The sequence below is a fragment of the Pseudomonas sp. KCJK9058 genome (assembly GCF_046230975.1).
Taxonomy (GTDB): domain Bacteria; phylum Pseudomonadota; class Gammaproteobacteria; order Pseudomonadales; family Pseudomonadaceae; genus Aquipseudomonas; species Aquipseudomonas alloputida.
Map to the genome: position 1 here is coordinate 1 of NZ_JBJJLR010000064.1, position 23,873 is coordinate 23,873.

The 23,873-nt window shown below is 62.3% G+C and carries 23 protein-coding genes and 1 pseudogene; 7 read left to right on the forward strand and 17 right to left on the reverse strand.

The window, feature by feature from the left end; all coding sequences use genetic code 11:
- Nucleotides 1–242: 242 nt before the first annotated feature.
- Complete coding sequence (locus tag ACK59Z_RS23625; RefSeq protein WP_409293763.1) at nt 243–2,669, reverse strand: TonB-dependent receptor; 2,427 nt, start codon at nt 2,667–2,669, stop codon at nt 243–245.
- Nucleotides 2,670–2,897: 228 nt separating this feature from the next.
- The gene (locus ACK59Z_RS23630; protein ID WP_108190969.1) at nt 2,898–4,022 is read right to left on the reverse strand and encodes a sigma-70 family RNA polymerase sigma factor; all 1,125 of its coding nucleotides are present in this window, start codon (nt 4,020–4,022) and stop codon (nt 2,898–2,900) included.
- A gap of 131 nt (nt 4,023–4,153) precedes the next feature.
- Here ACK59Z_RS23630 and ACK59Z_RS23635 point away from each other — a divergent pair, with 131 nt between their 5' ends.
- Nucleotides 4,154–4,633 carry an LEA type 2 family protein gene (locus ACK59Z_RS23635; RefSeq protein ID WP_003248889.1) on the forward strand — a complete coding sequence of 160 codons (480 nt, stop codon included), beginning with the start codon at nt 4,154–4,156 and terminating at the stop codon, nt 4,631–4,633.
- 24 nt (nt 4,634–4,657) lie between these two features.
- On the opposite strand, the gene ACK59Z_RS23640 is transcribed toward ACK59Z_RS23635, so the two are convergent.
- Entirely contained in the window at nt 4,658–4,921 is a 264-nt protein-coding gene (locus tag ACK59Z_RS23640; RefSeq protein ID WP_003248880.1) for a hypothetical protein, read from the reverse strand.
- 130 nt (nt 4,922–5,051) lie between these two features.
- On the opposite strand from ACK59Z_RS23640, the gene ACK59Z_RS23645 reads away from it, so the two are divergent.
- The gene (locus ACK59Z_RS23645) at nt 5,052–5,372 is read left to right on the forward strand and encodes a YqjD family protein (RefSeq protein WP_003248878.1); all 321 of its coding nucleotides are present in this window, start codon (nt 5,052–5,054) and stop codon (nt 5,370–5,372) included.
- 22 nt (nt 5,373–5,394) lie between these two features.
- Here ACK59Z_RS23645 and ACK59Z_RS23650 read toward each other — a convergent pair whose 3' ends face one another.
- A complete protein-coding gene (locus tag ACK59Z_RS23650) occupies nt 5,395–6,012 on the reverse strand; it encodes a tRNA-(ms[2]io[6]A)-hydroxylase (protein ID WP_003248869.1) in 618 nt (205 codons plus the stop codon).
- A 154-nt stretch (nt 6,013–6,166) separates the two neighbouring features.
- On the opposite strand from ACK59Z_RS23650, the gene ACK59Z_RS23655 reads away from it, so the two are divergent.
- Entirely contained in the window at nt 6,167–7,030 is an 864-nt protein-coding gene (locus ACK59Z_RS23655; protein WP_004576762.1) for a universal stress protein, read from the forward strand.
- A 113-nt stretch (nt 7,031–7,143) separates the two neighbouring features.
- Here the strand turns inward: ACK59Z_RS23655 and ACK59Z_RS23660 are convergent, their stop codons facing one another.
- The 10 genes from ACK59Z_RS23660 to ACK59Z_RS23705 all read right to left on the reverse strand — a co-directional run bounded on the left by ACK59Z_RS23660 (nt 7,144) and on the right by ACK59Z_RS23705 (nt 18,263).
- Nucleotides 7,144–7,347 (reverse strand): formate dehydrogenase subunit delta, encoded by a 204-nt coding sequence (locus tag ACK59Z_RS23660; RefSeq protein ID WP_003248864.1) that lies wholly within the window; start codon nt 7,345–7,347, stop codon nt 7,144–7,146.
- A complete protein-coding gene (gene fdhF, locus ACK59Z_RS23665) occupies nt 7,344–10,226 on the reverse strand; it encodes a formate dehydrogenase subunit alpha (RefSeq protein ID WP_409293755.1) in 2,883 nt (960 codons plus the stop codon). Before fdhF ends, ACK59Z_RS23660 begins: the two co-directional genes overlap by 4 nt.
- Complete coding sequence (locus ACK59Z_RS23670) at nt 10,223–11,782, reverse strand: formate dehydrogenase beta subunit (protein ID WP_409293757.1); 1,560 nt, start codon at nt 11,780–11,782, stop codon at nt 10,223–10,225. Before ACK59Z_RS23670 ends, fdhF begins: the two co-directional genes overlap by 4 nt.
- A complete protein-coding gene (locus tag ACK59Z_RS23675; RefSeq protein ID WP_003248859.1) occupies nt 11,776–12,258 on the reverse strand; it encodes a formate dehydrogenase subunit gamma in 483 nt (160 codons plus the stop codon). The genes ACK59Z_RS23670 and ACK59Z_RS23675 overlap by 7 nt, the downstream gene beginning before the upstream one ends.
- A 402-nt stretch (nt 12,259–12,660) precedes the next feature.
- Nucleotides 12,661–13,188: a ProQ/FinO family protein gene (locus ACK59Z_RS23680; protein WP_100774142.1), complete on the reverse strand. Its 528-nt coding sequence runs from the start codon at nt 13,186–13,188 to the stop codon at nt 12,661–12,663.
- A 122-nt stretch (nt 13,189–13,310) separates the two neighbouring features.
- Nucleotides 13,311–13,865 carry a helix-turn-helix domain-containing protein gene (locus tag ACK59Z_RS23685; RefSeq protein WP_003248854.1) on the reverse strand — a complete coding sequence of 185 codons (555 nt, stop codon included), beginning with the start codon at nt 13,863–13,865 and terminating at the stop codon, nt 13,311–13,313.
- Between the two features lie 183 nt (nt 13,866–14,048).
- Complete coding sequence (locus tag ACK59Z_RS23690; RefSeq protein ID WP_003248853.1) at nt 14,049–15,407, reverse strand: aspartate aminotransferase family protein; 1,359 nt, start codon at nt 15,405–15,407, stop codon at nt 14,049–14,051.
- A 69-nt stretch (nt 15,408–15,476) separates the two neighbouring features.
- Nucleotides 15,477–16,250, reverse strand: a complete 774-nt coding sequence (locus ACK59Z_RS23695; RefSeq protein WP_012053133.1) for a gamma-glutamyl-gamma-aminobutyrate hydrolase family protein — start codon at nt 16,248–16,250, stop codon at nt 15,477–15,479.
- 84 nt (nt 16,251–16,334) lie between these two features.
- Entirely contained in the window at nt 16,335–17,681 is a 1,347-nt protein-coding gene (locus tag ACK59Z_RS23700) for a glutamine synthetase family protein (protein WP_003248849.1), read from the reverse strand.
- A gap of 27 nt (nt 17,682–17,708) precedes the next feature.
- Nucleotides 17,709–18,263, reverse strand: a complete 555-nt coding sequence (locus ACK59Z_RS23705) for a helix-turn-helix domain-containing protein (protein WP_003248847.1) — start codon at nt 18,261–18,263, stop codon at nt 17,709–17,711.
- A 213-nt stretch (nt 18,264–18,476) separates the two neighbouring features.
- Between ACK59Z_RS23705 and ACK59Z_RS23710 the strand changes: the two genes are divergently transcribed.
- The 4 genes from ACK59Z_RS23710 to ACK59Z_RS23725 all read left to right on the forward strand — a co-directional run bounded on the left by ACK59Z_RS23710 (nt 18,477) and on the right by ACK59Z_RS23725 (nt 21,613).
- Nucleotides 18,477–19,370: a LysR substrate-binding domain-containing protein gene (locus tag ACK59Z_RS23710; RefSeq protein WP_088513735.1), complete on the forward strand. Its 894-nt coding sequence runs from the start codon at nt 18,477–18,479 to the stop codon at nt 19,368–19,370.
- Between the two features lie 99 nt (nt 19,371–19,469).
- Nucleotides 19,470–20,174: an SDR family oxidoreductase gene (locus ACK59Z_RS23715; protein ID WP_108192051.1), complete on the forward strand. Its 705-nt coding sequence runs from the start codon at nt 19,470–19,472 to the stop codon at nt 20,172–20,174.
- Nucleotides 20,175–20,255: 81 nt separating this feature from the next.
- Nucleotides 20,256–20,645, forward strand: a complete 390-nt coding sequence (locus ACK59Z_RS23720) for a GFA family protein (protein ID WP_108192052.1) — start codon at nt 20,256–20,258, stop codon at nt 20,643–20,645.
- 128 nt (nt 20,646–20,773) lie between these two features.
- Nucleotides 20,774–21,613, forward strand: a complete 840-nt coding sequence (locus tag ACK59Z_RS23725; protein WP_409293761.1) for a GyrI-like domain-containing protein — start codon at nt 20,774–20,776, stop codon at nt 21,611–21,613.
- Nucleotides 21,614–21,684: 71 nt separating this feature from the next.
- Here the strand turns inward: ACK59Z_RS23725 and ACK59Z_RS23730 are convergent, their stop codons facing one another.
- From ACK59Z_RS23730 to ACK59Z_RS23740, 3 genes and pseudogenes are all read right to left on the reverse strand, one after another.
- Nucleotides 21,685–22,659 carry a DMT family transporter gene (locus ACK59Z_RS23730; protein WP_003248839.1) on the reverse strand — a complete coding sequence of 325 codons (975 nt, stop codon included), beginning with the start codon at nt 22,657–22,659 and terminating at the stop codon, nt 21,685–21,687.
- Entirely contained in the window at nt 22,656–23,219 is a 564-nt protein-coding gene (locus ACK59Z_RS23735) for a TetR/AcrR family transcriptional regulator (RefSeq protein WP_003248835.1), read from the reverse strand. Before ACK59Z_RS23735 ends, ACK59Z_RS23730 begins: the two co-directional genes overlap by 4 nt.
- A 438-nt stretch (nt 23,220–23,657) precedes the next feature.
- A pseudogene (locus ACK59Z_RS23740) lies at nt 23,658–23,873 on the reverse strand (hypothetical protein); the annotation flags it as partial.

The following is a 23,873-nucleotide window of genomic DNA, read 5'->3' on the forward strand; positions in this document are numbered from 1 at the left end:
TGAGGGTGGACACGCATCGGTGGCTGGGCACAGGCACCGTCGTGTAGGAGCGGGTTTACCCGCGAAGGGGCCGGGCCTGCTGGCCAATTTACACCCGCCGTTCACCGTTGCCGCCGCTACCGTATTCGCGGGTAAACCCGCGCCTACATCGGATCGGTGATGGACACCTGTCGGTGGCTGGGCACAGGCCGTCGTCGTAGGAGCGGGTTCACCCGCGAAAGGGCCGGTTCAGGCAACCACAATCAGTAAGCCATGCTCCAGGTCAGGGTGTAGGTCCGCCCGCGCCCCTGGTAGTCATACAGATACGCCGGCCCGTAGGTCGGCGAATAGAACAACGTCGCACGCTGTCCCCATACCGTGCTGTACTGCTTGTCCAGCAGGTTCTGGATACCGGCACTGACGGTGCCGAAACCGGTGTCCTGGCTGCCCAGCAGGTCGAAGGTGGTGTAACCGTCAATCTCGTGATCGGCATCGTCCTTCAGGCTGAAGGCATGGTTGGCCTGCAACCGTACACTGCGGCCATCGCCTTTCCAGCCGACGAACTCGGTGGCCTTGGACAACGAGGCATAACGGGCATCGCGCTTGATCCAGCCGCCATCCTCGGCCTCTTCCTCGGAGCGTGTCATGTGCAATGTGCCGCCGGTTTCCCAGCCGGTCTGGAAGTGCCGGGTCAGTGCACCTTCAAAGCCAAAGTCGCGGCTTTTCTGTTCTTCCACGTCGATGGTCAGCGTTTGCGAATCGACGTTGATGATCTTGTCCGACCAGATGTAGTACAGCGCTGCCTGTGCATCCCAATCCAGGTCGGCATAGCGCCAGCCCACTTCCACCTGGCGGCTCTTGATACCGGCCAACGGGTTATCGGCCACGCTCAGGCCCGGCTTGCCGTAGTACTTGGCCGGGTCAGGCAGGTCGAAGCCTTCGCCATAGTTGCTCCACACCTGGTGGCCGTTCTTGAAGTCGTAGATGGCACCGACGTTGAACAGGTTGACCTGATAGTCGTTACTGCCGCCCGGCACGCCCTTGAAGTCGCTGACATCCACGTCCATCTGCTGCCGCCGGGCACCACCGGACAATGTCAGGTTGTCGGTGGCATGCCAGTCCAGCTGGGCATACACCGACACACCATCCACCCGGTAGCTGGGGTAGCGTGCGGCCTTGCTGTCTTTTTCCAGCTCCAGGCCACCCGACTCGGACGAGGTCTGGGCGTTGAAGGTGGTCTGCTCGGCGTTGAAGCGCTCGCGGTCCAGGTCAACGCCGTAGGTCAGCTTCAGCGTATCCCACTGTTTGGCAAACAGGCCCTTGAGGCTGGTGACTTCGAAGTTTTGCTGCGAGGCGGCAAAGTACACCCCGCGCGAGCCGGTGGGCGTGGCACGGTTGTAGTACGGGAACGGGTAGAAGTTGTCGTCTTCCTTGCGGTACGAGGCCTGCAGGTAGAAGTCCTGGCCCAGCACGTCGGTGTGGTGGTAATTGGCGTTGAGCAGCAAGCGCCGCGTACGCGGCTCCAGGTCCGATGAATAACCGCTGCGCAGCTCGGCGTCTTCCAGGTCGGATGGCGCGTTGTAGTTCAGGTTGGGGAAGTAGATACCCGTGCTGCCGTGGTTGCCCGAGTCGTAGTACTGGGCCAACAGGTCGAGGCTCTGCTGGTCGTTCAGCTGCAGGCCCAAGGTACCGAGTACGTCGATGGTGCGGTTGTACTGCAGGTCGGTCTGGGTGTTGTCGATGAAGATCTGGTCGCCAGCACCATCGTAGAAGGCTTCGTTCTGCTCACCGGAAACGCCCAACCGGGCATTGACCCGTTCGTTGCCGCCGCTGACCGACTGGGCGAAACGGGTGGCCAGGTCGTCGCTGTTGTTGAAACCGCTGCTGGCCCCCAACTGGGTCTCGAAGCGCGCCGGGCCAGGCTCGCCCTTTTTGGTCACGATGTTGATGATGCCGCCAGTGGCGCCACCGCCGTAGATGGCGCTGGCGCCAGACAGCACTTCGACGCGCTCGACGTTGAATGGCGAAATGCTGTCGAATTGGCGCGACAGGCCGCGGGAGCTGTTCTGACTGACCCCGTCGATCATCACCAGCACGTTGCGCCCACGCATGTTCTGGCCGTAATTGGTGCGCCCTTCCGGCGCCAGGTCAAGGCCCGGTACCAGCTTGCCGATGGCTTCCTTCAGGCTGACGCCGCTGTCGATCTGCTCGCGCAATTGCTGCTGGTCGACCACCCAGACGGTCCCAGGGATTTCGCTGATGGCAGTGCTGGTGCGCGACGCTACGCTGACTTCGATCGGCTTCAGGTTGACCGCCTGCGGCGCGGCCTCGGCCTTGCGCAGGGTGACGGTGCGAGCCTCGCTGAACTGCCAGCTCATGCCGCTGCCGGCCAGCAACTGCTGCAGGGCCTGCTCGACACTGTAGTTGCCCTGCAACGCCGGGCTGACCTGGCCGGCGACATCGCCTGTGGTGTACAGCAGGTGCAGGCCGGCCTGGTCGGCGAAGGTGGTCAGCGCCTGGTCCAGCGGCTGGGCTGGCAGGTCGAGCTGGACCTGGCGAGCTTGCATCTGGGTCTGTTCGGCAGTCGTCGCGGCCCCTGCGTGCAGGGGGCCGAGCAACAGGGCCATGGCACTGCAAGACATCAAGGCATGGTGAAAAGGACCGCGACGGCGGTGCAAGGGCTTGAGCATCAGAGGCACGAAGGAGCTTCCTGACAAGTCGTAAATGAGAATGGGTTGCTGATCAGTCTCACTACGACGATCTGGCTTGCAGGAACTTGCAGTGGCAAATGGAAAATATTTTTGTTTCTGTCCGGCCTCTTCGCGGGCAAGCCCGCTCCTGCAACGACTGCGTCCGCCTGAAAGTTGTGCGACCTGTGCAGGAACGGGCTTGCCCGTTGAGAGGCCGGCACAGGCTGATCAATGCACCACGGCCAACCATGGCAGGTAGGTCACCTTCAGGCCATACCGCTGCTCCAACGTCCGCAACAGGGCCTCAGGCTCATCCAGGTCAAACACCCCGCTCACTTCCATCGCAGCCAGCTTGCTGTCGGACAACACAATGCGCCCATGCCGGTATCGCTCAAGCTCCGTCAGCACCTGCCCCAGCGGCTTGCCGTTGAAGATCAGCTTGCCACGCTGCCAGGCCATCTGCGTGCCGGCATCGGCCGCCACCGCCAGTTCATGTTCACCCACCTTGGCTTCACCGCGTGCCAACACGACGTGGCCATCGCGGTGCACGCTGAAGGTGGCGGCATTGCCCTGCACCCGCGCACCGGCCGTTTCGACCACGAACGGACGTGAATCATCGGCGGTCTCGAACAGCGCCTCACCCGCATCGAGTACCACACGCCGCTCATGCTCGCTGAACGCCACGCTCAAGGCACTGGCGCTGTTCAGCGTCACCCGTGTGCCATCTGCCAGGGTAATGACCTGCCGCTCGCCCACGGCGGTGTGGTAATCGGCCAGCAGCATCGGGGCTTGCTGCCAACCCGCCACGGCGGCGACCAGCAACACCACCGATGCCGCCACACCCGCCTGCTTCAGCCGGACGCGGCAATGGCGCAAGGCCTGGCCGATATACTTTGCCACCATGCTCTCGGAAACCCCCAGGCGTTGAGCGACCTGCTTCTGGGTCAGGCCCTCGACACGGTTGAGCAACAGCGCCTGGCGGGCATTGTCGGGCAACTGCAACAGGGCCTGGTCAAGAATCTGCAAGCGCTCGCGGGCCAGCAACGCCGCCTCAGGGGCGGGCGCCGGGCAGGCCACCTCACAGGCTCTGTCGCTGTCGTCGTGGCTGGCGGCGATGCGTTGCTCACGGCGCAAGGCGTCAATCGCCAGGTTGCCGGCCACACGGAAGATGAAACTGCGCGCGTGCACCACCGGCACCGCCTGCTCGTCGATGTTCACCAGCTTCAGGTAGGTTTCCTGCGCCACATCGGCCGCGCGCTGACGGTCGCTCATGCGCCGCGTCAGAAACTGCAGCAGGTCGTCGTAGTGCTCCTGGAAGCTTGCCAGCAGGCCCGACATGGGTGAAGTCAGCATGATTGGGGAACAGCCAGTAAGAGAGGTTATCGGGCGTTAATGAGAAACAGTATCTTTCATATGAACCGATACTTTCAACGTCGACGCACATTTGCCACACTGCCAGCTCCACTCCGGCAAGGTCACAGCCCATGACTGCCCGTCTGTACCGCTACACCCGCCTGTTCCTGGTCCTGCTGTTGGCCTTTGGCCTCGCGGCCTGTGCGCTGTTCCAGCCACGCGACCCGGTGAACATCAGCGTGATCGGCATCGAACCACTGCCCGGGCAGGAGCTGGAACTGCGCATGGCGGTGAAAATGCGGGTGCAAAACCCCAATGAGGCACCGATCGATTACAACGGCATCGCCTTGAACCTAGAAGTGAACGGCCAGCCGCTGGCCGCTGGTGTCAGTGACCAGCAGGGGCACATTGGCCGCTACGACGAAGCGGTGATCGTGGTGCCGGTAAGCATCACGGCGTTTTCCTTCCTGCGCCAGGCCTATGGGCTGGGCAAGGTAGATTCGCTGCAGGGTCTACCCTACAAGCTGCGCGGCAAACTGGCCGGCGGGCCGCTGGGGACCGTGCGCTTTACCGATGAAGGCAAGCTGGACCTGCCCAAGGGCACCTACTGATAAACAAGCTCCGGTCGGGTGTGCTCAGCGGTTGGCGCTGGCTGCGGCCATCAGCTTGTTGACTTCGCTGCGCACCATGCTGGCGTATTCAGGCGGCGTCATGCCGTCCAGTTCGGCGCGCACCCACTCGGCCCATTTGCCCTTGCGCCGTGGCTTTTCGGCAATCAGCCGGGCGGCTTCGCCCTTGGCTTTGCCCAGGTTGTTCTGCCACATCTCGAACAACCGGGCCTTCTCTGCCTCGATCTGCGCCCGTTCCTCGAAGCTCATGTTGGCCAGATTGAAACTCATGAAGGTACCTGCAGGTTTGAAAATGGCCGCTATCTTACACCCAGGCACAGCATCACCGGAAAGCCGCCGCAACTTTCCCGACGTGGCGGCATCCATTGTTCACATCACCCCCATTGACGAGGACGAGTTCATGGCCCGGAAAAACGCCACGCTGGCGGACAGCGATCAGATCAAGGACCAGGTATTCAGCGAACTGCAATCGCTGATAGAAGAATCGGAAAAACTGCTGAACGACAGTGCCGCACTGGTCGGCGAAGAAGCAGAGACGTTGCGCGCCCAGGTGAGCCTGAAGCTGCGCCAGGCACGCCAGGCGGCGAGCAACGTGCGCAGCAAGGCACAACCGGTGGTGGACGCCACTCAAGACTACATCGGCGGCCACCCCTGGCAGACCGTGGCCATTTCCGCCGGCCTCGGGTTGGCGGTAGGCCTGCTACTGGGTCGGCGCAGTTAAGGCCTGCGCCGCCTGGTGCCCATCAGGCGGCCAAAGCCTGCGGGATGCCGCTGTGGAAGCGCAGTTCCTGGTCTGGCGACTGGATCAGCTCCATTTCCGCAGCGCGTACCAGCTCGACACGGCGGGCGATGTCCGCCTCATCACCGTAGTTGTGCGCCAGTTTCAGGTAGCCCTGGTAGTGGCGCGCTTCGCTTTTCAGCAGCCCGTGGTAGAAGCGGCCCAGCTCTTCATCCAGATGCGGCACCAGCGCGGCAAAACGTTCGCAACTGCGCGCCTCGATGAACGCCCCCACCACCAGTGTATCCACCAGCTTGACCGGCTCGTGGGCGCGCACCAGTCGGCGCAACCCCGACGCGTAACGCCCCGCCGACACCGGGCGCAACGGCACCCCGCGACGCTTCATGAGGCGTAACACCTGTTCGTGATGCACCAGCTCCTCGCGGGCCAGGCGCGACATCATGTTGATCAGATCAAGGTGAGTGTTGTACTTGGCGATCAGGCTCAAGGCCGTGCTGGCGGCCTTGAACTCGCAGTTCTTGTGGTCGATCAGCAGGGTTTCCTGGTCGGCGAGCGCCGCTTCGATCCAGGCATCTGGCGTCGGGCAGCCAAGAAAGGCGTCGATTTCGGGGATCAGGGACATAAGCGTGCAACCACACAGAACTGGCAGGGCCGGCGATTATACCGGCGGCGGCTGGCGATGCCAGTGACTATGCTTGATGTACATCAAGCGCTGGCGGGGGAAGCGCCGACTATAGTCAGGCATTGGTCGCCATCATCGAAGGGAGTTAACGCCCATGCAAGCCGTCCGCAGCATTCTCGTCGTCCTCGACCCCGCGCACGCTCACAGCCGGGCGCTTACGCGCGCCAAGCTGATTGCAGGCGTCACGGGCGCACGCCTGCACTTGCTGATGTGTGACAAGCGGCATGATCACAGTGCGCTGCTCAGCCTGCTGAGCAGCCAGTTGCATGATGACGGCTACGCCAATGTCACCCATGAAGAGGGCTGGCGCGACAGCCTGCACGACACCATCATCCATGTACAGCAGGCCGAAGGCTGCGAACTGGTGATCAAGGAACACCGCCCGGACAACCCGCTGAAAAAGGCCCTGCTCACCCCCAGCGACTGGAAGCTGCTGCGCCAATGCCCGGGTACCGTGCTGATGGTCAAGAGCGAACGGCCGTGGACCGGGGGCAAGATTTTGGCGGCGGTGGACGTGGGTAACCAGGACGAAGACCACCGCCGCCTGCATGCCAGCATCATCGACCACGGCTTCGAGATTGCCAAACTGGCCAAGGGAGAACTGCATGTCATCAGCGCCCACCCGTCGCCGATGCTGTCAGCCTCGGACCCGGCCTACCAGCTGAGCGATACGATCGAAAAACGCTACCGTGAAGCATGCAAGGCGTTCCAGGCCGAATACGGCATCAGCGATGAGTGCCTGCACGTGGCCGAAGGGCCAGCGGATGTGTTGATTCCACATACCGAAAAGAAGCTCGATGCAGTGGTGACCGTGATAGGCACGGTGTGCCGCACGGGGATTTCCGGGGCGTTGATTGGCAATACCTCGGAAGTGGTGCTGGATGCGCTGGAGGGCGATGTGCTGGTGCTCAAGAGCGAAGAAGCCATCGCCCACCTGGCGGAGCTGGCCCGCGGCTGAGTAGGCAATATGCAGGCCCCTTGTAGGAGCGGGTTCACCCGCGAATGCGTCATTGATTTCAACGCCACATTCGCAGGCAAACCCGCCCCAAGGTTCCGTTGCCGCCCGGGAATCTAGACCAACGCCTCCCGCACCTTCGGGTCAAGCCCCTCCCCCGCGTGGGCCTCGCTCCACTCCGCCAATTGCCGGAGCATCGCCGGCGTCCAGAAGCTCTTCAGATGCTGCCGCACCCCTTGCACCGCCAGCGCCCGGTCTGGCTCGCTGTCGAAGTAATGGGCAATCTGGTTGGCCATCTTGACCAGGTTTTCACTGCTCATCGGCGAACCTCGGCTTTCTCCGCAGCACGGCGCTCTTTCAGCAGCCGCTGCTGTTCATCACTGAAGTCCTGATAGCGCTTCTGCCATTGCGATGGCTGGAACACTTTCACCACCTCCACTGCCGTCACCTTGTACTCGGGGCAGTTGGTGGCCCAGTCGGAGTTGTCGGTGGTGATCACGTTGGCACCCGACTCCGGGAAGTGGAAGGTGGTGTACACCACGCCCGGCGCCACCCGCGCACTGACCTTGGCACGCAGCACAGTCTGCCCGGCGCGGCTGCCGATGCCGACCCAGTCACCGTCGTGGATGCCACGGCTTTCCGCGTCGGTCGGGTGGATCTCCAGGCGGTCGGCATCATGCCAGGCAACGTTGGCAGTGCGCCGGGTCTGGGCGCCGACGTTGTACTGGCTGAGGATACGACCGGTAGTCAGCAGCAACGGGTAGCGGTTGTTGACCTTTTCGTCGGTGGGCACGTAGCCGGTGAGCATGAAGCGGCCCTTGCCACGCACGAACTGGTCGATGTGCATGGTCGGCGTGCCGTCTGGCGCAGCGTCGTTGCACGGCCACTGCAGGCTGCCATGGCGGTCGATTTCCGCGTAGCTGACACGACGGAAGGTCGGCGTCAGGCGGGCGATCTCGTCCATGATCTCGGACGGGTGGCGGTAGTTCATCGGGTAGCCCAGAGCGTTGGCCAGGGCCACGGTAGCTTCCCAGTCGGCCTTGCCGGCCAGCGGCTCCATGACCTTGCGCACCCGCGAAATACGCCGCTCGGCGTTGGTGAAGGTGCCGTCCTTTTCCAGGAACGAACTGCCCGGCAGGAACACATGGGCGAACTTGGCAGTTTCGTTGAGGAAAATGTCCTGCACCACCACGCACTCCATGGCCAGCAAGGCCGCGGTGACGTGCTGGGTGTTGGGGTCGCTCTGGGCGATGTCCTCACCCTGGCAGTACAGCGCCTTGAAGCTGCCATCCAGCGCCGCCTCGAACATGTTGGGAATGCGCAGACCCGGGTCGGGCTGCAAGGTCACGCCCCATGCCTGTTCGAACTCGGCGCGCACGCCCTCGTTGGAGACATGCCGGTAGCCGGGCAGCTCGTGGGGGAACGAGCCCATGTCGCAAGAGCCCTGCACGTTGTTCTGCCCGCGCAGCGGGTTCACCCCTACCCCTTCACGGCCGATGTTGCCAGTGGCCATGGCCAGGTTGGCGATGCCCATCACTGCGGTGCTGCCTTGGCTGTGCTCGGTCACACCCAGGCCGTAGTAGATGGCCGCGTTGCCGCCGGTGGCATACAGCCGGGCCGCAGCGCGGATCTGCTCAGGTGGCACGCCACAAACCGGGCCGAGCACCTCGGGAGCGTTGTCTGGCAGGCTGACGAAGTCGCGCCAACGGGCAAAGTCTTCGGTTTCGCAGCGGGCATCGATGAAGCTTTGGGCCAGCAGGCCCTCGGTAACGATCACGTGGGCCAGGGCGTTGAGCATGGCCACGTTGGTGCCCGGGCGCAGTTGCAGGTGCAGGTCGGCGCGGGCGTGCGGCGAGTCGACCAGGTCGATACGCCGTGGGTCGATCACGATCAGCCGCGCCCCCTGGCGCAGGCGACGCTTGAGTTGCGAGCCGAACACCGGGTGCGCATCGGTGGGGTTGGCGCCAATCACCAGCACAACGTCGGCCTGCATCACCGAGTCGAAGCTTTGCGTGCCGGCTGACTCACCCAGGGTCTGCTTCAGGCCATAACCGGTGGGCGAATGGCACACCCGTGCGCAGGTGTCGACGTTGTTGTTACCAAACGCCGTGCGCACCAGTTTTTGCACCAGGTAGGCTTCTTCGTTGGTACAACGGCTGGAGGTGATGCCGCCGATGGAGTCGCGCCCGTATTTGAGCTGGATGCGGCGGAACTCGCTGGCGGCATAGGTCACGGCCTCGTCCCAGCTGACTTCCTGCCACGGGTCTTCCAGGCGCTTGCGGATCATCGGTTTGGTGATGCGGTCCGGGTGGGTGGCGTAGCCCCAGGCAAAGCGGCCCTTGACGCAGGCGTGGCCGTGGTTGGCGCCACCGTTCTTGTCCGGGACCATGCGCACCAGTTGGTCACCCTTGATTTCGGCGCGGAACGAGCAGCCAACACCGCAGTAGGCGCAGGTGGTAATGACCGAACGCTCAGGCTGGCCAAGCTGCACCAGGCTCTTTTCCGTCAGGGTCGCGGTCGGACAGGCCTGCACGCAGGCGCCGCACGACACGCATTCGGAAGCCAGGAAGTTTTCGCCACCCGCTGCCGCCACCCGCGATTCGAAACCGCGCCCGGTAATGGTCAGGGCGAACGTACCCTGGATGTCCTCGCAGGCGCGCACACAGCGGCTGCAGACGATGCACTTGCTCGGCTCGTAGTCGAAATACGGGTTGGAAACGTCTTTTTTCTCGTCCAGGTGGTTGGCGCCGTCATAGCCGTAGCGCACCTCACGCAGGCCCACCTGGCCGGCGACGGTCTGCAGCTCGCAGTTGCCGTTGGCCGAACAGGTCAGGCAGTCCAGCGGGTGGTCGGAAATGTACAGCTCCATCACGTTGCGACGCAGGCCGGCCAGGCGCGGGGTTTCGGTGCGCACCACCATGCCTTCGCTGACTGGCGTGGTGCAGGATGCCGGGTAGCCGCGCATGCCTTCGATTTCCACCATGCACATGCGGCAGGAGCCGAAGGCTTCGAGGCTGTCGGTGGCGCACAGTTTGGGGATGCTGGTGCCCAGCATGGCGGCGGCGCGCATGACCGAGGTGCCAGCAGGCACGCTGATGGCGCGGCCATCGATGCTCAGGCTGATCTGCACGTCGCTTTCGCGGGCCGGGGTGCCGAGGTCGCTGCTTTTATCAGAAGCGGGGTCGAAGAAATTGATCACTGTGCGGCCTCCGTGGTGGTCAGCCCAAAATCGGCGGGGAAGTACTTGAGCGCGCTGGCCACCGGATAGGCAGTCATACCGCCCATGGCGCACAACGAACCGTACTGCAGGGTGTCGCACAGGTCGCGCAGCAACAGCGCCTGGTCATGGCGCTCGGTGATGTCACTGCTGGCGATCAACCGGTCGACCACTTCCATGCCCCGGGTGGAGCCGATGCGGCACGGGGTGCACTTGCCGCAGGACTCTTCGGCACAGAACTGCAGGGCGAAACGCGCCATGTTGGCCATGTTCAACGTATCGTCGGCCACCACCACACCGCCGTGGCCGAGCATCGCGCCCACGGCAGCAAACGCTTCATAGTCCAGTGGGGTGTCGAAATGGCTGGGGGGTACCCAGGCACCAAGCGGGCCACCGACCTGCGCGGCCTTCAGCGGCCGGCCACTGGCCGTGCCACCGCCATAGCCTTCCACCAGCTCGCGCAGGGTCAGGCCGAACGCGCGCTCGACCAGGCCACCCTGGCGAATGTTGCCGGCCAGCTGGAACGGCATGGTGCCCAGCGAGCGGCCCATGCCGAAATCGCGATAGAACGCTGCCCCCTTGGCCAGAATGATGGGCACCGAAGCCAGGGTAAGCACGTTGTGCACCAGCGTCGGCAGGCCGAACAGCCCTTGGAGTGCGGGCAGCGGTGGCTTGGCGCGGACAATGCCACGCTTGCCTTCGATGGATTCGAGCAGCGCGGTTTCTTCGCCGCAAATATAGGCGCCGGCGCCCACCCGCACTTCCAGGTCGAACGCCTGGCCGCTGCCGGCTACGTCAGCACCCAGGTAGCCAGCGTCACGCGCGATGGCGAAGGCCTGGTCAAGTACCCGGATGGCGTCGGGGTACTCCGAGCGCACATAGACGTAGCCCTTGTCGGCCCCCACGGCAAGGCCGGCAATGATCATGCCCTCGATCAGCAGGAAGGGGTCGCCCTCCATCAGCATGCGATCAGCGAACGTGCCCGAGTCACCCTCGTCGGCGTTGCACACCACGTACTTCTGCCCGGCGCCAGCGTCACGCACGGTGCGCCACTTGATGCCGGCCGGGAACGCCGCACCACCACGGCCACGCAGGCCGGAGTCGAGTACTGCGGCAACCACTTCGGCACCGTCCAGCGCCACGGCGGCCTCAAGGCCTGCGAAACCGCCATGGGCACGATAGTCGTCCAGTGACAATGGGCGGGTGATGCCCGCGCGTGCGAACAGCAAGCGTTGCTGGGTCTTGAGATAGGGTATTTCTTCGACCGGCCCCAGTGCCAGCGAGTGGCCACCGGGTTCGCCCGCCAAGGCATCAAGCAGTGACGGCACATCGTGTGGCGTAATCGGACCGAAACCCAGGCGCCCTTGCGCACTGTCGCACTCGATCAGCGGCTCCAGCCAGTAAAGCCCGCGCGAGCTGGTGCGCTGGATGTCCAGCGGCAACTGGCGGCGCTCGGCCTCATGCAGCAGGGCATCGGCAACCTGATCGGCACCCACGGCACGGGCTACCGAATCACAGGGAATATACAGCTTCAGCATGCTGAGTCCTCCCGGCAACCATTGACCAAGTCCCGCAGGCGCTCAGGGGTGAGGCGCGCGTGCACCTGGCCGTCCAGCTCCAACGCTGGCGAGCAGGCACAGGCACCCAGGCAATAAACAGGGCGCAGGCTGATGGCGCCGTCGGCGCTGGTGCCGTGGTCGTCCAGTGCCAACTGTTCACGCAATTGCGCGGCCAGGGCTTCGGCGCCACGGCTCTGGCACGACTCGGCACGGCACAGGCGCAGGGTGTGGCGAGCGGGCGGCGCGGTGCGGAAGTCGTGATAAAAACTGATAACCCCACGCACTTCAGCCAGGCTGAGGTTGAGGGCATGGGCGATCTCGGGAACAGAAGCGTCGGGGATGTAACCCAGCTCGTGCTGGACGGCATGCAGGATCGGCAACAGGGCACCGGGGGTGTCCTTGTCGCGGGCCAGAATGCGCTGGATTACAGGCAGGTGGAGCAATTCATCAGGCATACAGCGGACCTCGGCATCACGGACCCTGCCTGATTTTTTTTAAGGGGCAGGTTTCCGGCGTGTTCTGCTGCGGCGCACCGCCCACGTCACAGTTGCGTGGTACTGGCGGCCTCCTCGCCCACGGCCGCACGTCTGCGCGCACTGACCCTTGGGCATCCTGCTAGCATGGCACTTGTGGCGCCGAGGGGTTGCATACGAACGACCAGGCGCATTCTGAAACCGACGAACGTGGTTACGCCCCGGCATCATCTGCCGCGGCTTGCCGATCAGGTGGGTCTTGAAACCATCGTTGCATGCACCAGGCCCTCGAAACCGAACCTGGTCCATTGCCGGGCCTGCCAGACGGCAGCCCCGGCAATGGGCTGCCATCCAGCATGGCGACGGGGCAGAACGCGACTGAGTTCAGTCGGTAGACTTCACCGTCGCGGTGTCGGCGGCGGGGGCGGGGGCCGGAGCCTGGGCCTGGACCTGGGCCTTTGACTTCGCTCGATTGCGTCGATCCTGGCTGCGTTGCCGCGCAGCCTGCTGCTTGGCATGCAGCGCCTGAGCGGCGGTCACAGTACCCGCGGCCTGACCGTTCAAGTCAAGGCGCGGAGCATTCTCCACCATGCTCGCCCAGTATCGAGCGCCCCGGCACCACGTGGAAATGCCCAGCTTGAGCTGTTCACGGGTTAACCCAAGCAGCTCCAGGTGTTGCTCGGCATCCTTGAAAATGCCCTCCTTGAGCGGCACCTTGGGGGCCGGGTTGACCGGGAAAGCCAAGGGAAAATGCTTCTGCAGTGGCCAGATCGCTGCCACCGCCGGGTCCATCTCACGCGGCTTCGCCTGCGGGGGCGACTTGCGCTTGGGCGGTTTCGCGCTCTCGGCCTTTACCTGCCCTTTTTCCGCCCGCAGGCGGTCTCGTAGCTCAGCTAGTTGTTCAAAACCCATTGTTCATTCACTGCTTCGAAGTTGATTGCGTGGTGCAAGGATACCCCATGCAGCCAGCACATTGCTTGCAGGCCAACTTTCCCGGCCAGCCCAGGCACAAGCGCATGCCTGTGCGACGGCCCTCAGCTGAACACCCAAAGCACGCGTGTGGGCTTGTCGGTCAGGTTGGCATACCGAAAACGGGCGTGGGGTTGCAACTGAAAACTGTCATTGGCGTACAGCGTGACCGGGTCAGCATCGCCCAACCATACGGTCAGTTCGCCTTCGAGCACGAAGCAGCCCTGCTCCGAGCTGTCGTCCAGGTACTCCTCGCCACTGCTGGCCCCCGGCTGCAAATGGCTATCCAGCATGGAAAACGCGCCCGTTATGGAGGGCGATGCCAGCACGTCGGTGATGCCACCTGCCAGGTGCAGCGTGCGACGCTCGTGCGGGCGGGTGACCCAGTCGAGCTCACGGGGTTTGTCCAGCTTGTAGAAGTAGGCTGTGGATACACCGAGCTCTTCGCTGATGGCTGTGAGATCGGCCACAGTCGGGCGTGACACGCCGCGTTCGACCTGGGACAGAAAGCCCACCGAACGGCCGATGCGCTGTGCCAGCTCGCCCAGTGTCAGGCCCTTGAACTTGCGCAGGTCGCGAATCAGTACTGCCAGGCCTTCGATTTCTTCGTGCACTTTCATGGTTGAATCGCGACTTTCAGACGGGAAATGGATGCCCAGAAAAGTACAGGATTCATTTCACAAAGCAAAATGCTTTGCGGAAGGTGCCTGACGTGAAATGTACGATTGCGGCACCGATCGAGCACCGCGCAGGCGGCGCTCGATCTCACAGGTGCTGAGAACAGCTAACCAGGCCCTCCGTCCTTACCGAACAGCCTCATAGGTCAGGTCCAGGCACTTGCGGGCTTTCTCCACCAGTTCGTCGATCTCTTCGATACTGATCACCAGCGGTGGCGCGATGATCATGGTGTCGCCTACAGCGCGCATGATCAGGCCGTTGTCGAAGCAGTGCTGGCGACAGATCATGCCGACACCTTTGCCTTCATAACGGGCCCGGGTGGCCTTGTCTTTCACCAACTCGATCGCACCGAGCATGCCCAGGCCGCGCACTTCGCCTACCAGCGGGTGGTCGGCCAGTTCGCGCAGGCGTTGTTGCAGATAAGGCGCGGTTTTATCGTGCACCTGCTGGATGATCTGCTCGTCACGCAGGATCCGCAGGTTCTCCAGGCCCACCGCTGCCGCCACCGGGTGGCCGGAATAGGTGAAGCCGTGGTTGAAGTCGCCGCCTTCGCTGATCACCTTGGCCACCTCGTCACGCACGATCACCCCGCCCATGGGGATGTAACCGGAGGTCAGGCCCTTGGCGATGGTCATCAGGTCAGGCTTGAGGTCGTAATAATCGGTGCCGAACCACTCACCGGTACGGCCGAACCCGCAGATCACTTCGTCGGCGACGAAGAGGATGTCGTACCTGGCCAGGATTTCCTTGATCTTCGGCCAATAGGTCTGCGGCGGAATGATCACGCCACCGGCGCCCTGGATCGGCTCGGCGATGAAGGCGGCGACGTTGTCCACGCCAACTTCGAGGATCTTCTTCTCCAGTTGCTCGGCCGCCCACACACCGAAGTCGGCCTCGGTCATGTCGCCGCCTTCGCCAAACCAGTACGGCTGCGGGATGTGCACGACATCCGGGATCACCCCGCCCTGCTGGTGCATGCCACTCATGCCGCCCAAGGCGGCGCCCGCCACGGTAGAGCCGTGGTAGCCGTTGATGCGGCCAATGATGACCTTCTTGTTCTTCTGGCCCTTCAGAGCCCAGTAATGGCGGACCATGCGCAGCACGGTGTCGTTGCCTTCGGAGCCGGAACCGGTGAAGAACACGTGGTTCATGCCTTGCGGGGCCACCTCGGCGATCGCCTTGGCCAGCTCCAGCGCGGGCGGGTGCGCGGTCTGGAAGAACAGGTTGTAGTAAGGCAACTGCTTCATCTGCTGGCTGGCGACATCGGCCAGCTCATCGCGACCATAGCCGACCGCCACGCACCACAGGCCGGCCATGCCATCGAGAATCTTGTTGCCCTCGCTGTCCCACAGGTACACGCCCTTGGCCGAGGTGATGATGCGCGGGCCTTTCTCGGCCAGTTGCCTGACATCGCTGAACGGGGCCAGGTGATGGTCGCGGCTCATGGTTTGCCAGGCAAGGGTCTGCGAATTCTGTTCACTCATTGACTTCACTCCATCAAGTTGCGCAGCCGCGCTGCGAGGGTATTTTTTACAGGTGGGAAAGGCCGCTGCTCAGGCAGACAGCAACAGCCTCTGGCGCAGTACCGAGCGGTGCCGGCAGGCCTTGCCAAAGGACTGGAAGATGGCCAGGTAATGGGGGTTATCCATGACCTGGAACTCGGGGTGCCATTGCACACCCAGGGCAAAACCCTTGCTGTTCTCGACCGAAATCGCTTCCACCAGGCCATCGGGCGCCAGCGCTTCCACCCTCAGCCCGGGGGCCAGTACGTCGATGCCTTGGCCGTGGATGGAATTGACGTCGAATATTGCCGGCAAGCCCATACGGTCGAGCATGCCGCCAGGCTCTACATGCAGGGTGTGGCGCGGCCCATATTGCTTGTCGAGGGGCTCATCCTTGCCTTCGCGGTGGTCCATGAACATGCCGGTCTCGTGGACCTTCTGGTGCAGGGTGCCACCCAGCGCCACGTTCATTTCCTGGAAGCCACGGCAAATGCCGAGTACCGGTACACCGGCGGCGATGGCGGCGCGCATCAGCGGCAACGTGGTGGCATCGCGCAGAGGGTCGTGATGGGTGCCCGCAGCACTGGCCGGGCCGTTGTAGTGGTACGGCTCGATGTTGGACGGCGAACCGGTGAAGATCAGCCCATCCACCACGTCAAGAATATCGGCGCTGTCCATCAGCTCACCGAGGCTGGGAATGACGATGGGCAGCCCACACGCCGCCTTGGCTGCCGCGCGCGCGTACTTCTCGCTGATGGTCTGGGTTGCATGCAGCTCAATCATGCTGGTGCATGCGGTAATGCCGATCACGGGCACACGTGGCATATCTTCCTCCGGCAAATCCATATTGCGCGTTGTATTGAAACGGTAGAAAGGGAGGGTGCAGCGTCGCTGTTCCAACCTCGGCACCTACAGGAACCAGCGGTATTCGCGGGCATCGATGTGGTGCATGAAGTCCAGTTGCTCCTGGTATTTGTTTTCGCAATAGACCATCACGAACTCGCTGCCCAGGCCTTCGTTGACCACCGGGTGGTGACGCATGGCGGCCAAGGCGCTGAGGGCATCCTTGGGGAAGTCGATGCCGCTCTGGCGGTTGTCGTTCAGCGGGGCGATGGGCTCCACGCCGCGATCCAGACCATGCTCCATCCCGGTCAAAATGGCCGCCAGTACCAGATACGGGTTGGCGTCGGCGCCAGCGAGGCGGTGCTCGATGCGCAGGTTGCGCGGGTCGGACTCGGGGATGCGGATGCACGCGTCACGGTCTTCGAAACCCCAGCTGGCCTTGCTCGCCGCGTTGACCATGGCGCCATAACGTCGGTAGGCATTGTGGTTGGGGGCAAAGATCGGCATGCAGTGCGGCAGCAGCTCCAGGCAGCCTGCCACCGCATGGCGCAGCTTGCGCTGTTCACTTCCCGCCAGGATGTTATTGCCGGCGGCGTCGTACAGGCTGACGTGCACATGCATGCCGCTGCCTGGCGCGTCCAGGTAGGGCTTGCTCATGAAGCTGGCACGGTAGCCGTGCTTCATCGCGATACCGCGGGTACTGCGGCAGAACAGTGCCGACCAGTCCGCCGCACTGAGGGCATCGTCGCTGTGCGAGAAGTTGATCTCGAACTGGCCTGGGCCCAGCTCTGCGGTGATGACGTTCGCCGGCACGCCCTGCTCGTTGGCGCCATCGACCATCTCGTGCAGGACCGACGAAAAGCGCGACAACCGCTCGATGTGCATGTTCGGCTGATCGTCTTCATCCTCGGTTGCCGTGTCACGTGGGTACTGTGGCAGGCCGTTATCAAGCTTGCGGTCGAACAGGTAGAACTCCAGTTCGAACGCCACCACCGGGCGGATGCCACGCTTGGCCAGACGCTGAAGCACACGCGCCAGCACTTCACGGGGCTCGAATTCGATCGGCTTTGCGGTGCCGTCGGACGTGATCAGCATCTGGGCGATCACTTCCTTCTCCCAACGCACCGGCTTCAGCGTACCCGGCACCAGGCGCCGGGCGGCATCCGGGTCGCCGTCGGCGAAGCAATAGTCACCAATCGGGTAAAGGCCGCCCTGGGTCCCCAGCAGCACGCAGTTCTGCGGCAGCTTCAGTGGCGCACCGGCTGCGACTTTTTCCAGCATGTCCATGGGGTAGCGCTTGCCGTAGAAGTGCCCGGGGATGTCCAGCGCAATCAGGTCGACATAGCGAATTGCCGGGTGTTCTGCTCGGAACGAGCGCACTTCAGCCAGCAGGTCCGGAAAGATGACACTCATCTTCTTATCCTTGTGAGGTGAACGAATTCAATTGAAGACCCAGAGCACACGGGTGGTTCTGTCCGTCAGGTTGGCGTAACGGAACGGCGCATGGGGTTGCAGCTGGAAGCAGTCGTTGGCTTGCAGGGTCACGGCATCGCCCTGGTCCAGCCACACCGTGAGTTCGCCCTCGAGCACGAAACAGCCCTGCTCGGAACGGTCGCTCAAGTACGCCTCCCCACTGGTGGCGCCCGGCTCGAGAAGGCTGTCGAGCATGGAGAAGGCGCCTGCGATGGTCGGCGAAGCCAGCACGTCGGTGATGCCCGACTCCAGGTACAGCGTACGCCGCTCGTTAGGGCGCGTGACCCAGCCAATGCTGCGGGGCTTGCTCAGGTTGTAGAAGTACGCGGTTGATACGCCGAGCGCTTCGCTGATAGCGGTGAGGTCTGCCACGGTCGGGCGCGAAACGCCGCGTTCGACCTGGGAGAGGAAACCCACCGAGCGGTTGATGCGCTCGGCCAGTTCACCCAAGGTCAGGTTCTTGAATTTGCGCAGGTCGTGAATAAGGATCGCGAGGGCTTCAACCTCTTCGTGTCTCTTCATCGTTTCGGACTGCCGTGAAATTTTTAGACTTATTTTTCATGAAAATTTACATGAAAAATTTCACGCGTCAAGCTGAACAATGAAAATGTGCAGCCGCCAACAGAGGGCTTGCTGCGCAGCGTGGCGGATTGCCTGCGGTGGCGCGGGTTTCTTTACAGGCGCTCGGCGAGTAGCCTCGTGAGTGAATCCTCCAGCCCGCCCCTGTCCATCGCCATGCCAAACGGTTTCCCTGATTTGCCCTCACTCAATGCGCTACGTGTGTTCGAAGTGGTTGCCCGCCACCTGAACTTTCGCCTGGCCGCCGACGAGCTGGGGGTGACCCAGGCGGCAGTTGCACAACAGATACGCGGGCTGGAAGCGAGCCTGAACCTTCGTTTGTTCGAGCGCCTGCCCCGGGGCCTGGCACTGACCGATGCGGGGCTGGGCTACAGCGGCAGCATTCGCAACGCCTTGGCGATGATCGATGAGGCAACCCGCCTGCTGCGGCCACAAGCGTCTCATCTGACGGTCAGCGTGACACCGACCTTTGCCTCCAAATGGCTCATTCCCCGGCTGGGCCGCTTTGCGCACAGCCATCCGGACATCGATTTACGTGTACTGGCCACAGATCGGCTGTCCCACTTCAATACCGACGGCGTGGATCTCGCAGTCCGCTATGGCAAGCCCGACATCGGCGCGGGTTTGAACAGCGAGCTGTTGATGGAACAGCGTATCGTCGCCGTGGCCAGCCCAAGGTTGTTCGAAGCCAGCAAAGTCCCCACCAGCTTCGAGCAGCTTCAAGCGTTCACCCTGCTCCACGATGCCCATGATTTCTGGCCTCGGTTCCTTGCACAACTGTTCCCGCAACACGGGCAAGCGACTGCCAAAAACCTGCGGTTCAACCAGACTTCATTGGCCATCGATGCCGCCATCAGTGGTCAGGGTATTGCGTTGGCAAGCCTGGCGTTCGTCAGTGATGACCTCGTCGCGGGCAGGCTGACCCAGGTCTTCGCTCAGCAACTCAGGCTCGATAAGTCGTTCTATCTGGTATGGCCACGAAAGTTGCAGCAGCCGGAGTCGCTAGGCATTGTCCAGCGCTGGCTCAAGCAACAAGCAGGCAATAGTTAATCTACTGCCTTGGTGAAGTTTAGCTGTCTCCCTCGCGGCCACGACTGCTGCTAATTTTAGTGCACCTAAGCATTCAGCCATTAACGTTCCGGAGGCAGCATGTCAGTAGAAAAAGTTGCGATCATCACAGCAGGTGGCAGTGGTATGGGCGCGGCAGCGGCACGGCGCCTGGCCGCTGACGGGTTCAAGGTCGGCATCCTGTCCTCCTCGGGCAAGGGCGAAGCGCTGGCTGCCGAGCTTGGCGGTGTGGGTATAACAGGTAGCAACCAGTCGGTTGAGGACCTGAAACGCCTGGTCGATGCCGTGGTGGAAAAGTGGGGGCGCATCGACGTGCTGGTCAATAGCGCCGGCCATGGTCCGCGCGCGCCAATCCTGGAAATCAGCGACGAAGACTGGCACAAGGGCATGGACACCTATCTGCTCAATGTCATTCGCCCGACTCGCCTGGTGACGCCCTACATGCAGCGCCAGAAAGGGGGGGTGATCATCAACATTTCCACCGCCTGGGCGTTCGAGCCGAGTGAGCTGTTCCCGACGTCTGCAGTGTTCCGTTCGGGCCTGGCCGCATTCACCAAAATCTTCGCCGACCAATTCGCCGGGGACAACGTGAGGATCAACAACGTCCTCCCCGGCTGGATCGACAGCCTGCCGGCCACCGAACAGCGCCGCGACAGCGTGCCGCTCAAACGCTATGGCACCCGCGAGGAAATCGCCGCCACCATCGCGTTTCTCGCCAGCGAAGGCGCTGCCTACATCACTGGGCAGAACATCAAGGTCGATGGCGGCTTGACACGTAGCGTTTGATTGCCCATTGGCCCGCAGGCCGGTCGACTGATCGGGCCAAGGTGTTTACGCTGGCGCTTTCCCACCAGCACGGAAGCGCCAATGACAGAGACATACCAAGGAAGCTGCTTGTGTGCAGCAGTCTCTTACCTGCTACTCACCCCACCCAAGGCAGTGACCCACTGCCACTGCAGCCAGTGCCGCAAAAGTCACGGCGCCGCATTCGCTTCGTACGGCAGTATTCCGCGCAGCATGCTGCGAATACTGCGCGGCGCTACCAGCATCAAGGCCTTTTCTTCATCACCGACGGTTACGCGCGAGTTCTGCACGGAGTGCGGCTCGACCTTGTTCTGGTCACGCGCCCAAGGTGAGTTTGCCGACTGGATTTCGATAGCACTGGGAACGCTTGATACACCGTTCCTGCCCAGGAAGCAGAAACATGTTTACGTCGACGCTGCTGCCCCTTGGTACTCACCCTGTAACCCTGACTGATCACCCAGCGCAGGCCCGATAGAGCAATCACGGCTAGGCACCTCGGTGCCTGAACAACGGATGCTAGCGCTTACCGCACCTTCCAGAGATTCCGTTCGTTGACTGACTCACAGCACAGCCCTAGCTACATGAAACGGTTCGAAACCGTGCTTGCCTACATCGACAGCCACCTCGAAGGCGATCTGTCGGTAATTGCCTTGAGCCGCATCGCCAACTTCTCGGCATTTCACTTCCATCGGCAGTTCACGGCCTACATGGGCGTTCCGGTTTCACGGTATGTGCAACTGATGAGGCTTCGACGCGCAGCGCATCAACTGGTCGCCTCGCCCGCGACGCCCATACTGGAGGCCGCATTCGGCGCCGGTTTCGAAAGCCCCGAAGCCTTTGCCAGAGCGTTCAAGCGCGCCTTCGGCATGGCGCCGAGCGCTTTCGCCAAGGCGCCGAACTGGCAGGCCTGGAGTGCTGTATTCAATGTTCCTCAGCGATCCAGGAGTATCACCATGCAGATCCGTATCGTGAATTTCGCCGAAACCCGCGTGGCCGCGCTCGAACACCAAGGGCCGCCCGGCCTGGTCAGCGAAAGCGTCTCGCGTTTTCGCCAATGGCGCATGCACAGCGGCCAGTCGCCTGTGGCCAGCAGCCGTACCTTCGGTATCCCCTACGACAACCCCGACACCACCCCGGCCCACGCCTTTCGCTTTGCCGTGTGCGGCGAGATAGACGAGGCAGTGCAGCCCAACGATTTCGGGGTGCATGAACGGGTAATACCGGCGGGGCGCTGTGCCGTGATTCGACATACCGGTTCGCCTGACTACATTGGCGAAACTATCTACCCGCTCTACCGTGACTGGCTGCCATCGAGCAACGAAGAACTGCGTGATCATCCGTTGTTCTTTGATTACCTGAGCGTGTATCCGGAAACGCCACTGGAGCAATGGCAGACAGACATCTACGTGCCGCTGAAATAGGCTGAGCCATGGACAGCGGGCGTAGCCAACTTGGCCAGCCCAGACGCATGGCCGGGCAACCGAGCCGGGGATCAGATACGTACCCTGGATGCCTCGCCATGCGCCTGGAGGCGTGTTTGCTTGCGGTAAAAGGCGTGAATAGCCCACACCACCCCTACGAACAACAAGCCTGTTCCAAGCGCTTCCATAGGAGACGGCCAGCGTTGGTTGATGAGCAGGCCCATCGTAGTTGCATAAATGGATCCGCTGGCGATCAATTGCCCGCTCAGCGCCAGCGGTAGACGCCGCGTTGCGATTGACCATGCCCAGGCACCTGCAAGGGTGGCCCCTAACCCCTGAATCAGCCCACAGACGATCAGCGCCTGAGTACCTGCCAATCCGCTCGGATGGCTAGCGAAATGAGACAGTTTCAAGTACAGCCCAACCGGGATGAACGCCAGCATTTCGACACTGCACATGAAGATCAACATGGCTGACCACAACATGGGAGACATGCTTGGGCGTCGAGCCAAAGCACTTTCATTCAATAGACCAAAACCGGTCCAGAATGCGATTGCCAGCAACGATGCAAGCAGCCCAAGCAGTAACGATGCGGTTGGGAGCACTGCCGCCGCACGGCTAGCATCAAACACGCTCAGATTGACCAGGCTGATGCCCAGACCCGCCACCAGCAGTGGCCCGGCAATGGCGCGCCAGGGCACGCTGGCACTGCGCAGGTTGCCGGCAATCGCGAGCACGATCGGTACTGACCCCATCATCACCGGAGGGATCACCGGCCCGGCTGCCAAGACCGCAGTGGTGATCAGGAAGAAGTAGCCAATGTATCCCAAGAAGCCCAGCAGTGCGGCACAGGCCCAGTCAATCAGTCGCAATTGCCGCACTGCGCTACGGTAAACGAACAGCACCAGCAGGCTACCTAACCCGGCAAAGGCATAGCTCACCACTGCCAGGTCAAAAAGGCTGTAGTCACCGACCAGCCCCGGAAAGATGTAGAGCAGTGACCAGGAAAAGGTGGCGGCAATGGCCGCTAACAAGCCCAGGGTCATACGCCCTGCTCCTGCCTCTGGATCCAGCAATGAGCTATTTGTCGGGCAGTGTCGAATACCCGCATGTCCTGGCCCATCGCGCCGCTGACAAAACTGCCCTCCAGCAAGATAAACAGCCCTTGGGCAACTGCGTCGGGGTCGTTTATACCGGCGCTCATGGCCAAGGCAGCAAGGTTTTCGCGTATCCCTTGCTTATGCCGGCTCACTGCCAAATGCACGGGGTGGCTAAACTGGGGGAATTCAGCCGCACTGTTGACGAACAGGCACCCGCGCTCGCTATCTTTTAAAAGAAAGCGTTCATACAGATCGAAAAAAGCGAGCATGCCACTGACCGGCTCAGGATGCCTGGCCAAGGTGCACGCTACCTCTTCACGCCAGCGTCGGTCACGCTCCTCAAGGCACGCCACTATCAGCGCATCCTTGGAGGGGAAATGGCTGTAGAGCGTCATTTTGGTAACACCCGCCATCGCGGCAATGGCCGTTACCCCCGTCACGTATACACCTTGCAACAGAAACAGCTTCAGCGCGGCATCAATCAAACGCTCACGGGTATTGTCCAATTCAAGGCACTCCGGCAAAGGGACGGAGCTGACTATACTGACCGGTAAGATTCAGGCCGCATCCAGATACGACCTGAAGCATGGCCGCTACGACACAGAGCGCAGCAGCAAAATGCAGGCCTGGCCAATCAGAGACTTGCTACGCCAGCTAAGCGCCCCCTGTACTTGGGATGCGAATCTGGGCTGTGTGGCTGATCGTGCCGTCTACCCGCTTGCGAAACACCGCTTGGCCCAACGTGTCTTGGGCATGCCGGTGGCAACTGTGTTTACCGAGATCGATCCCGACCCGTGCTGACTCGCTCGTGATGATGGCCTCCAAAACAAAACACCCTGCGAAAGCTTAGCCCTCGCAGGGTGTGGGGGTGACCCATTCATTTAGCCCGGCCTACGCTCGGCTTTCGTGCACGCTAAAGCCGGTACGGCATGGATGCGGTCAAATCATCGATCATTTTTTGAAGAAGACCCGACAGCGTTGCTGAGGCCTTTCGAATTATGATCGCCTGGCGTCGTTCGAGAGATGGCCGTGGACTTGGCCAAACCGCGAGTGTCCTTGGAGTGAGCGACACCCGAGGTGGTGGTGCCATGACCGTTGTCGCTGTTGCGCGAGCTTCCGTAATGATTGCCGCTTACCCCATGATCGCGTGTCGCCTTTCC